This window comes from Alsobacter sp. (genome assembly GCF_059501845.1).
This window is the reverse complement of sequence record NZ_JCACDK010000018.1, coordinates 1902210-1912435: the sequence shown is the minus strand read 5'-3', so window position 1 is coordinate 1912435 and position 10226 is coordinate 1902210. Positions and strand designations below refer to the sequence as shown.

Below are 10226 nucleotides of genomic sequence, written 5' to 3'. Positions count from 1 at the left end.
ACCTTTCCGACAGCCGGCATCCCCCCACCCTGCCCTCCCCCGTGCACGGGGGAGGTTTTCCCGCGCCCTTGGATCCCGGCGACGAGGTGAACGGGGCGCCCGGTGAGAAGCGCGGGTCTTCAGACCCGCAATTTTTGACGGACCTTTCCGACGCCCGGCGTCCCCCCACCCTGCCCTCCCCCGTGCACGGGGGAGGGTTTCCCGCGCTCTTGGATCCCGGCGACGAGGTGAACGGAGCGCGCAACCGAGAAGCGCGCGTCTTCAGACCCGCAGAACGGCCAGTGCGCGTCTGAAGACGCGCGCTCCGAACCGTCCCGCTGCGCCCGTCAGTGCCCGCCGCCTGCGGCTCCCGGCTTGGGCGGTGCGGCCTTGCGGAGGAAGACGACCAGCAGGGCGGTGCCGGCGAAGAGGAAGGTGAGGAGGGTGAAGGCGTCGGCATAGGCCATCACCATGGCCTCGCGGCGCACGAGCTGCGAGAGCTGCTTCAGGGCTGCCGCCTCGGCGTCCGAGCCCAGCGAGGACAGGGTCTGCTGCAGGTTGGAGAGGCGCTCCAGGGCCTGTTGGCTCGACCAGGTGACCTTCTCGTGCAGCCGCGCGAGGTGCAGGTCCATGCGGTCGTTGATGACCGTGTTGATCACCGCGAGCCCCACCGCGCCGCCGAGGTTGCGGGTGAGGTTGAAGAGGCCGGAGGCATTCTTCAGCCGTGAGGGGGGCAGCGTCCCCAGCGCGATGTTGTTGATCGGCACCATGCAGATCATCAGCGACACGCCGCGCAGGATCTGCGGGATCAGGAGCTCGTGGAAGTCCCAATCCTTGGTCAGGCCGGAGGCCATCCAGGTGCCGAGCGCGAAACCCATCAGGCCGCCAACCAGCATCACGCGGGGGTCGAGCTTCTGCATCAGCCGGCCCGCCACTGGCGCGGTGAAGAACATGGCGAGACCGGTGACGAACATGGTCTCGCCGATCTGCAGGGCGTTGTAGCCGCGCACATGGGCGAGGAAGAGCGGGTAGAGATAGGTGAGCCCGTATAGCCCGATGCCGAGCACGAAGGAAAAGGCGGAGCCGCCTGCAAAGTTGCGGTCGCTGAAGGCCCGGAGATCGACGATCGGTTCTCGCGCCGTGAAGACCCGCCAGAAGAAGCCGGTCGCGGCGATGACGACGACGATGGCCAGCACGAAGACGACCCGGTCGTCGAACCAGTCGTTGTTTGGCCCTTCCTCCAGCACGTATTCCAGCGAGCCGAGGAACATCGCCATGGTGATCAGGCCAAACCAGTCGAAATTGTCGAGCAGCTTCAGGTCGGGCTTGTCGAAGTCGATGAGCGTCAGCGCGGCGATGGTGACGCAGATGCCGGGAATGACGTTCACCAGGAACAGCCAGTGCCAGGAGAACAGGTCGGTGAGGTAGCCGCCGACCGTCGGGCCGATGGTGGGGGCCAGCGTGGCGACGAGGCCGATGAGAGGCGAAACGACCGCCTGCTTCGAGCGCGGGAAGATGGTGAAGGCCGCGGCGAACACGCTCGGGATCATGCCGCCACCCAGGAAGCCCTGGATCGCGCGGTAAACGATCATCTGCTCCAGGCTGGTGGCGGTGGCACACAGCGCGCTGGCCATCGTGAAGCCGGCCGCGGAGGCTGCGAAGAGCCAGCGCGTGGAGAGAGCCCGCCCTAGGAATCCCGAGAGCGGGATCATGATGACTTCGGCGATCAGATAGGACGTCTGGACCCACGAGATCTCGTCGGCCGAGGCGGACAGCCCGGCCTGGATCTCGGCCAGCGAGGCCGAGACGATCTGGATGTCGAGGATTGCCATGAACATGCCGAAGACCATCGCCAGGAAGGCGGCGATCTTCTTGGGCTCGATCCGGTCCGACGGCTGGGCCGGTGCGGCCGCTGCGGGACGGCCCATCGTGGCGGAGGCGCTGGCCATGGCGGCGTGTCCGTTCGGGGGAAGGACGAGGGCGGCTGGCGCCCGGCGATCAGCTAGCCGGCGAGGCGCCCGCCGTCTCGACGGCGGCAGGGGCGCCCGCTTTGGCCGGCTCGGCGCCGACGGCGCGGCGGATGGTGTCGACCAGGCGGCCGACGACGCTCGGCGAGGCCGTTTCGTCCTCGGTGCGGGTGTGCACGGTGGCGACCACCGAGAGACCGGGCCGCAGCTGGCCCTTTTCGACGGCGTCGCCCGGCAGCTGGATCCTCACCGGAACGCGCTGGACGATCTTGGTGAAGTTGCCCGTGGCGTTGTCCGGCGGCAGCAGGCTGAAGATCGAGCCGGAGCCGGGCGCGAAGCTCTGCACCGTGCCCTCGATGGCGTGACCGGGAAGCGCGTCCACCTCGACATCGACCTTCTGGCCGGGCTGCAGGCGGCCGAGCTGGGTCTCCTTGAAGTTGGCCTCGACATAGACGCTGGAGAGCGGGACAACGGCGGCGAGCCGCGTGCCCGCCTGCACGAAGTTTCCGACCTCGGCGGCCCGGTTGGCGACGACGCCGTCGACCGGGGCAACCACGGTGGTGAAGGCGAGGTCGCGCTCGGCACGCTCCAGCGTGGTCTGCAGCTCCTTCAGGGTCTGCTCGGCCTCGGTGGCCTGCCCGCCGATGACCTGCTTGGCCGCCCGGGCGCTCTCGATTGACGCTTCGGCACTCTTCACGTTGGCGAGCGTGCGATCTCTGTCGGCACGGGCTGCATCAAGGCGCTGCTTCGAGCCGAAATCGCTTTGCGCGAGCTGCTGGGCGCGCTGGAAGTCGGCCTCGGCGCGGGTCGCGTCGGCCTGCGTCGCGGCGAGTTGGGCCTGCGCCTGCCCGATGGCGGCGTCCTGTGCCTGCTCCTGGTCGCGGATGCGGGCGATGGTCGCCTGCTGCGTCGCGATGCGCCCCTTCGCCGCCTCGACCGCAAGCTTGTAGTCGCCGTCGTCGATGCGGGCGACGACGTCGCCCGCCTTCACGCGCGTGTTGTTCGCGACGGGAACAGCGGTGACGTACCCGGCCACCTTGGCGGCCACGGTGGTCACGTCGGCCTTCACGTAGGCGTCGTCGGTCGACACCAGGAAGCGCCCGTGCGTCCACCAGTCCGTTCCGTACCAGCCCGCGCCACCGGCGGCGGCTGCAAGGAGGACCCACACGATGAGACGCGGGCGCTTGCGGCGTGGCGGCAGCACCTCGCCATCCATTCCCCGCGCGGGCGGGGCGCCCTGCTGGGTAACGACGGAGCGGGAGGCATCGGCGCGCAGTGCGTCGGTGAGGGCAGGGGCGCGAGCGACATCGGCGGTCTGTTCGGGGGTGTCCGTCATGACGTCTTGCTTTCGGCTGGGGAGAGGCGCGGTCGGCAACCCTCCCTTAACGATGATCGAACCGAACGGTTCGGTCATCTCCCTTGCAATATGGGGTTCGGTGGGCGATATCAAGATCGAACCGAACGGTTCGGTCACAACATCGTGCAATGCAGCATTGCACGGCGGAGGCATAGGCAATGAGCGCGGCCGCTGGCATGGCGGATCTGGCCCAGTTTGAGACAGGGCCTCATCACGACGGAGGCGATACCGCCAAGCGGCGGCAGATCGTCGGCGGAGCGCGCAAGGTGTTTCTCGAGCGCGGCTTCGAGGGCGCCAGCATGGGCGAGATCGCCCGCGTCGCCGGCGTCTCGAAGGGTACGCTGTACGTCTATTTCCAGAACAAGGAGCAGATGTTCTGCGCGATCCTCGACGAGGAACGCCGCAAGCATCTCGAGACGGTGTTCACGCTGGACGACTCCGCCGGGGTCCGCGAGACGCTCGTCACCTTCGGCCGCAACCTGACCCGGTTCATCACCGACCCCGGAAAGATCGCCGCGATGCGTACCGCCATGGGCATCGCCGAGCGCATGCCCGAGGTGGGCCGCAGCTTCTACGAGCGCGGTCCGGGCGCGACGATGAACCTGCTGGCCGGCTATCTCGACCGAAAGGTCGCGTCGGGCGAACTCGTCATCGCCGACACCCCGCTGGCTGCCGCGCAGTTCCTCGACCTCTGCGGGTCGACACTGATACGCCCTGCCCTGTTCGGAATCGAACTCGCCCCCGAGGAGCGTGAGCGGCGGATCGAGACGGTCGTGCACGCCGCGGCCGACGTCTTCCTGCGCGCCTACGCCGCTCCGGCCGGCCGCGCCTGAGTTGCCGGTGACGGCTGCCGGCGGAACCCTCGGGCGCCGCCTTGATTGACGCATTGCGCCCCGGCAACGCACTGGCTCCGCAAGGCTGATGGATCTCTCTCCGCAGTACCTCCTGTCGGTCGTCCAGATCATCTGGATCGACCTGCTTCTGTCCGGGGACAACGCCGTCGTCATCGCCCTCGCCTGCCGTTCGCTGCCCGCCAAGCAGAAGCGGATCGGCATCGTGCTCGGTGCGGGAACGGCTCTGGCGCTGCGGATCTTCTTCGCGATCATCATCTCGTACCTGCTCGAGGTCCCCTACCTCAAGCTGGTAGGCGCGGTGCTGCTGCTCTGGATCGCGGTGAACCTGATCACGGGCGAGACCGACGACCATGCCGATGTCGAGGCCTCCACGTCGCTGTGGCGCGCCGTGCGGACCATCGCAATTGCGGATGCGGTGATGAGCCTGGACAATGTCGTGGCGATCACGGCCGCCGCGCGGGGTGATCCGGCGCTCTTCATCTTCGGCCTGCTGTTCTCGCTGCCGCTGATCGTCGTCGGCGCTACGCTGGTGATGGGCGTGCTGTCGCGCTTTCCCGTTCTCGTCTGGGCTGGCGGAGGCCTGCTCGGTTGGGTGGCAGGCGAGATGGTGGCCACCGATCCCGCGCTCCTGGACGCGTTCGGAGCGGAGACGATGCACTCCATCGCCCTCCCGCTCGCGGCGGGCGCCGCCCTGGCGGTTCTCGCGGTGGGCCTCGTCCTCCGGCGGCGGGCTTCCGCCGACCCGCCGGAGCAGCACGTCAGTTAAGGAGCGCCGGTCTCAGCCGGCGCGTAATGACTCAGTATCGGGCGCGAACAACCTCCCCGCGCCGGAGATGCTCGCCTTCCGCGTAGACGAAGACGACGTCCGGCAGACTGGGGACGCCTGGCCGCCAGTAGACCGGCGCGCCGAGATCCATGCCGAGCACGCCCGGCAGCATCGTCCCGCGGGCCGGGAGAGCATAGCGGTACCGGTAGCGATGGTGCTGGTGGGGGCGCATGGCCGGGGAGCTTCTCAGGCCCGGTGCGCCGTGCTCGACGGAAGGAGGCACGATGACGTCCGTATCGACGGTGGGTTCGTCCGCACGGGCGGCGGTCGCGCCGATCAGGAGAAGCGCAGCGAGCGCGGCAAGGGTCTTCATGGCGGACCTCGTTTCTGGACGCGATACGAACTCCGGCTGAACTTAACTCCAGATGGTTGACGGCGAGTAACTCAACTTCCGAGGGAGCCGGAGGTCGGGGCTCGCCCCCTGCCGAGGGTCTGGCTATTCTCCCCCTGCGGCCGCCAAGAGCCGGCAGGGAGGACGGGCATGACATTCATCCACGACGGCAAGGAAGGGTTCGCCGCGACCGCGCTGGCGGGCTTCGCGTCGGCTCATCCGCGCCATGTCCGGCACGTGCCGAACGGCGTCGTGCGCTCCACGGCCGTACCGTCCGGCAAGGTCTCCCTGCTCGTCGGCGGCGGGTCCGGCCACTTCCCGGCTTTCGCCGGCTATGTCGGACCCGGCCTCGCGGACGCGGCCGTGGCGGGTGACGTCTTCGCGTCGCCGTCGACGCAGGCCATCGCCGGGGTGGCCCGTGCCGCCAACCATGGCGGCGGAATCCTGATGGGTTTCGGCAACTATGCCGGCGACGTGCTCAACTTCTCGCAGGCCGCCGAGCGGCTGAAGGCGGAGGGCATCGAGGCCCGCATCCTCCCGGTGACAGACGACGTCGCCAGTGCTCCCCCGGATCAGGCATCGCTCCGGCGCGGGGTTGCGGGCGACCTCGTGGTCTTCAAGATCGCCGGTGCTGCCGCAGAGGAGGGACTGGATCTCGACGGCGTGGAACGCGTGGCCCGGCATGCCAACGAACGCACAGTGTCGTTCGGCGTCGCGTTCAGCGGCTGCACCTTTCCCGGCGCCCCGGCGCCGCTCTTCACCGTCCCGCACGGCCGGATGGGCGTGGGCCTCGGCATCCACGGCGAGCCGGGCATCTCCGAGGAGCCGATCGTTCCGGCCCGCGAGCTGGCACGCATGCTGGTCGAGAAGCTTGCTGCCGAGAAGCCGGCCGGCTCCGACGGGCGCGTCGCCGTCATCCTCAACGGCCTCGGGGCGAGCAAGTACGAGGAACTCTACGTGCTCTGGTCGAGCGTCGAGCGCGAGTTGCGCGAGCGCGGCTTTACGCTGGTCGACCCTGAGGTCGGCGAGTTCGTGACGAGCCTCGACATGGCCGGCTGTTCGCTCACGCTGTGCTTCCTGGACGACGAGCTGGAAGCCTACTGGCGCGCTGCGGTCGACACGCCGGTCCTGCGCAAGGGTCCCATGCAGGCGCAGGCCAGCGCGGCAGCCCACCATTCGGTGGCGAGCACCGAAGCTGCCATTTCGGACGCCAGCGAAGAGTCCCGGGCCGGGGGAGCCTGCCTTGCAGGGCTCCTCGACGATCTCGCGGCCATGCTGGCCGAGGCCGAGGAGGAACTCGGTCGCCTGGACGCGGTCGCGGGCGATGGCGACCACGGGCACGGCATGCGCCGGGGAGCCGAGGCAGCGGCAAAGGCTGCGCAGGATGCGGCCCGGCGAGGAGCGGGAGCAGCAACGGTCCTGGCACGCGCCGCGGACGCCTGGGCGGACAGGGCGGGCGGCACATCAGGAGCCCTTTGGGGGCTTGCATTGCGGGCGTGGAGCGAGGCTCTGTCCGACACCGCCGCCATCACGAAGCAGGCCGTCGCGAACGGCGCGGCCGCCGCCTTGGCCGCCGTGGTTCGGGCGGGCGGCGCAAAGCCGGGCGACAAGACGCTGGTCGACGCGATGACGCCTTTCGTGTCGACCCTGCGCGATGCCGTCGACAGGGGTGCTTCTCTCGAGGATGCGTGGGACGAAGCCACCGGGGCGGCGCAGGCGGCTGCCGGGGCCACGGCGCAGATGGAGCCGAAGCTCGGCCGCGCCCGGCCGCTGGCGGCCCGCAGCGTCGGGCACCCGGATCCCGGCGCAGTGTCGCTCGGACTGGCCGCCGCGGCCGTATCCGCCTTCATGCGGAAACCGTAGAGCGGGATCGTCAGCCCTCGCCCGCCCTGTCGCGGGCCGGATCGAGCGTCGCCCAGCCGGCCTCGCCGCCGGTCGGCGGCAGCGTGCGGCGGACGGCGCGGTCGCGCAGCATGTGGGCCTTGGCGATCATCTGCCCGGTCACCGGCGCGGTGAGGAACAGGAACACCGCCACCAGCAGCTCCTTGACGGCAAGGCCGCCTCCCGCGAGCGACGACCAGAGCATCGCGCCGATCAGCGTCGCGCCGACGCCGAGTGTGGTCGCCTTGGTCGGGCCGTGCAGCCGGCGCATCAGGTCGGGCAGCTTGGCCAGGCCGAGCGACCCGACGACGAGGAAGAACGCTCCGACCACGAGAAGGAGCGAAACGGCGATCTCGGCGAGGCTGGTCATGTCCATGCCTCTCACTCCACCACGTTGCCGCGCAGCAGGAACTTGCAGAAGGCCACCGTGCTCAGGAAGCCCACCATCGCGAACAGGAGCGCGGCCTCGAAGTAGAGGCTCGAGCGGAACCAGATCCCTGTGACGACGACGAGAGCGATGGAGTCGATGACGAGCGTGTCGAGCGCGAGGATGCGGTCCAGCACGTCTGGCCCGCGCAGCAGCCTGTAGAGGGCGAGTGCGCCGGCGAGGCATATGCCGGAGAAGGCAATGAGGCAGGCTGCATCGATCATGGCTCGAAGATCTCCTTCAGCCTGCGCTCGTAGCGGTCCTTGATCTGCGCGACGGTGCCGGCGGGATCGTCCGTCTCCAGGCAGTGGACGAGAAGCGCCCTGCCGTCGGCCGAAAGGTCGGCTGTGAGGGTCCCCGGCGTCAGCGTGATGGTGGCGGACAGGGTCGCGATGGCTTCGGCGGTCGTGAGGTCGAGCGGCACGGTCACGAAGCGCGACTTCAGGCTGTCGCCCCGGCGGAAGATCACCAGCAGGGCCACCTGTAAGTTGGAGACGAGGATGTCCCACAGCACCACGGCGGCGTATTCGACGAGCAGCCAGGGCTTTCGGATCCGGGGGATATCGGTCCAATACCGGTCTGTTGCGAGCGGCACGATGACCCCGATCGCCGCCGCCATGATGAGCGTGCCGGGAGCGAACGACCCAGCCAGCGCAATCCAGCCGACGGCCAGGACGAGACTGAGGAGCGGGTGGGGAAGGAGCCGCATGGTCATCGAACCACCTCCTCGCCCGTCAGCGCCGCCACGGGCCTTCCCAACACGGCCGCGACATAAGCGTCGCGGTCGAGCGCCTGCCGGGCGGTGATGGCCAGTTCGTCGGTGACGGGGCCTCCGGCGACGGTGAGCAAGGCCGTGCCGGCGATTAGCAGCGCGGCGGCCGCGAGGGCCCAAGGGGTGGCCCGCTCGGCGCCTGGGGCCGGCTCCTCGGCCGTGGTCTTCCAGAACAGCGTGCTGCCGGCCCGGCTCATGCCGACGATCACGACCAGGCTGCTGCCCAGAAGCACCGTCCAGGTAACGCCCATCATGGGGCCCGCCTGCGTCGCCTGCAGGATCAGGAGCTTGCCGATGAAACCCGAGAGCGGCGGCAGGCCGGCCATGGCGATCGCCGCCAGCGCGAAAAGCGCCCCCACCAGCGCCGGGCGCGGGACGGCCGGGGCCGGCACGATCCGGTCGCCCTCGGCCGTGCGTCCCGACGTGACGACGTCGGCAATGAGAAACAGGGCTGCTCCCGCAAGCGTAGAGTGCACCGCGTAGTAGAGCGCCGCCGCGATCCCTCGGGCGTCGAAGAGCGACACGGCGACGAGCAGCGAGCCCATGGACCAGACGACCGCGAAGGCCACCAGCCCGGTGAGCCGGCGGCTGGCCAGCACCCCGATCGCGCCGATCGCCAGTGTCGCCAGGGCCGCAGGCAGCAGCCATGGCGCGGCGATAGCCGCCACCGGCCCCGCTTCCGCGCCGAAGACGAGGCCGTGGACGCGGATGATCGCGTAGGCTCCTACCTTCGTCATCGCCATGAAGATTGCGGCTGCGGGCGCCGGCGCCGCGGCATAGGCCGTCGGCAGCCACCAGTGCAGCGGCACGAGCGCGGCCTTCAGGGCGAAGACGGCGAAGAGCAGCAGCACGCCCGTCCTCAGCAGCGCGGCGTCGCCGGGCTGGACTTGCGCGGCGCGGGCGGCGAGATCGGCCATGTTGAGCGTGCCGGTGACCGCATAGATGAGCCCGACGGCGAAGAGAAAAAGCGTCGAGCCGACGAGGTTGATGACGACGTAGCGCAGCCCGGCCCCGAGCCTGCGCGGGCCGCCGCCGTGCACAAGCAGCCCATAGGAGGCGATCAGCATCACCTCGAAGAAGACGAAGAGGTTGAAGACGTCGCCCGTCAGGAAGGCGCCGTTCAGTCCGGCGAGCTGGAACTGGAACAGCGCATGGAAGTGGCGGCCACGGCGGTCCCAGTCGGAAGCGATGGCGTAGAGAAGCGCGGCGCAGGCGAGGGCCGAGGTGAGCAGCACCATCGTCGCCGACAGCCGGTCCAGCACCAGCACAATGCCGAAGGGGGCCGGCCAGGCGCCGAGGAGGTAGGGCCGGACGGTGCTGTCGGCCGCGGTAGCGTAGAGCGTGACCGCGATGCCGAGAAGCGCGGCAGTCGCGAGCGCAGACACCCAGCGCAGTGCGTCGGGCCGCAGCCGCAGCAGGACGAGGAGCGGACCTGCAAGGGCCGGCAGGAGGATCGGCGCGACGATGAAGCTGCTCACGGGCGCGCCTCCGCTTCGGCGCCGTCCTCGGCCACCGGCTCGTCGACCCGCTCGCTGCCCGTCTCCAGGTAGGAGCGCAGGGCGAGCACGACGGCGAGCGCCGTCATGCCGAAGGAGATGACGATGGCCGTGAGCACGAGGGCCTGCGGCAGCGGATCGGTATAGCCGCCCGCATCAGGACGCACGATGGGCGGCCTGTTCACGACCAGGCGCCCCATCGCGAAGAGGAACAGGTTCACCGCGTAGGACAGCAGGATCAGCCCGACGATGACCGGGAAGCTGCGCCCTCGCAGCACCAGGAAAACACCTGCCGAGACGAGGACCGCGATGGCGCTGGCGACGAGGATCTCCATC

The 10226-nt window shown here is 69.5% G+C and carries 11 protein-coding genes; 3 read left to right on the top strand and 8 right to left on the bottom strand.

All coding sequences use genetic code 11. The features are described 5' to 3' along the window. Positions 1-326: 326 nt before the first annotated feature. Together AC5JCN_RS23880 and AC5JCN_RS23875 are read right to left on the bottom strand one after the other, a co-directional pair. Positions 327-1928 carry a DHA2 family efflux MFS transporter permease subunit gene (locus tag AC5JCN_RS23880; protein WP_495757588.1) on the bottom strand — a complete coding sequence of 534 codons (1602 nt, stop codon included), beginning with the start codon at positions 1926-1928 and terminating at the stop codon, positions 327-329. Between the two features lie 49 nt (positions 1929-1977). After that, complete coding sequence (locus tag AC5JCN_RS23875; RefSeq protein ID WP_495757587.1) at positions 1978-3282, bottom strand: HlyD family secretion protein; 1305 nt, start codon at positions 3280-3282, stop codon at positions 1978-1980. A 179-nt stretch (positions 3283-3461) separates the two neighbouring features. Between AC5JCN_RS23875 and AC5JCN_RS23870 the strand changes: the two genes are divergently transcribed. Then, the gene (locus AC5JCN_RS23870) at positions 3462-4136 is read left to right on the top strand and encodes a TetR/AcrR family transcriptional regulator (RefSeq protein ID WP_495757586.1); all 675 of its coding nucleotides are present in this window, start codon (positions 3462-3464) and stop codon (positions 4134-4136) included. A gap of 88 nt (positions 4137-4224) precedes the next feature. Further along, positions 4225-4923: a TerC family protein gene (locus tag AC5JCN_RS23865; protein WP_495757585.1), complete on the top strand. Its 699-nt coding sequence runs from the start codon at positions 4225-4227 to the stop codon at positions 4921-4923. A 31-nt stretch (positions 4924-4954) separates the two neighbouring features. Here the strand turns inward: AC5JCN_RS23865 and AC5JCN_RS23860 are convergent, their stop codons facing one another. Further along, positions 4955-5296 (bottom strand): hypothetical protein, encoded by a 342-nt coding sequence (locus AC5JCN_RS23860; RefSeq protein WP_495757584.1) that lies wholly within the window; start codon positions 5294-5296, stop codon positions 4955-4957. 168 nt (positions 5297-5464) lie between these two features. Between AC5JCN_RS23860 and AC5JCN_RS23855 the strand changes: the two genes are divergently transcribed. Beyond that, the gene (locus AC5JCN_RS23855) at positions 5465-7177 is read left to right on the top strand and encodes a dihydroxyacetone kinase family protein (protein WP_495757583.1); all 1713 of its coding nucleotides are present in this window, start codon (positions 5465-5467) and stop codon (positions 7175-7177) included. 10 nt (positions 7178-7187) lie between these two features. On the opposite strand, the gene AC5JCN_RS23850 is transcribed toward AC5JCN_RS23855, so the two are convergent. Genes AC5JCN_RS23850 through AC5JCN_RS23830 form a run of 5 tightly spaced genes read right to left on the bottom strand, consistent with a single transcriptional unit; the run spans position 7188 to position 10225 of the window. Next, on the bottom strand, positions 7188-7571 hold the full coding sequence (locus tag AC5JCN_RS23850; RefSeq protein WP_495757582.1) for a Na+/H+ antiporter subunit G: 384 nt from the start codon (positions 7569-7571) through the stop codon (positions 7188-7190). 5 nt (positions 7572-7576) lie between these two features. Next, the gene (locus tag AC5JCN_RS23845) at positions 7577-7846 is read right to left on the bottom strand and encodes a K+/H+ antiporter subunit F (protein ID WP_495757581.1); all 270 of its coding nucleotides are present in this window, start codon (positions 7844-7846) and stop codon (positions 7577-7579) included. Continuing rightward, on the bottom strand, positions 7843-8337 hold the full coding sequence (locus tag AC5JCN_RS23840) for a Na+/H+ antiporter subunit E (RefSeq protein WP_495757580.1): 495 nt from the start codon (positions 8335-8337) through the stop codon (positions 7843-7845). Before AC5JCN_RS23840 ends, AC5JCN_RS23845 begins: the two co-directional genes overlap by 4 nt. Next, positions 8334-9872 (bottom strand): monovalent cation/H+ antiporter subunit D, encoded by a 1539-nt coding sequence (locus tag AC5JCN_RS23835; RefSeq protein WP_495757579.1) that lies wholly within the window; start codon positions 9870-9872, stop codon positions 8334-8336. Before AC5JCN_RS23835 ends, AC5JCN_RS23840 begins: the two co-directional genes overlap by 4 nt. Beyond that, complete coding sequence (locus AC5JCN_RS23830) at positions 9869-10225, bottom strand: Na+/H+ antiporter subunit C (protein ID WP_495757578.1); 357 nt, start codon at positions 10223-10225, stop codon at positions 9869-9871. Before AC5JCN_RS23830 ends, AC5JCN_RS23835 begins: the two co-directional genes overlap by 4 nt. Between the last annotated feature and the right edge of the window lies 1 nt (position 10226).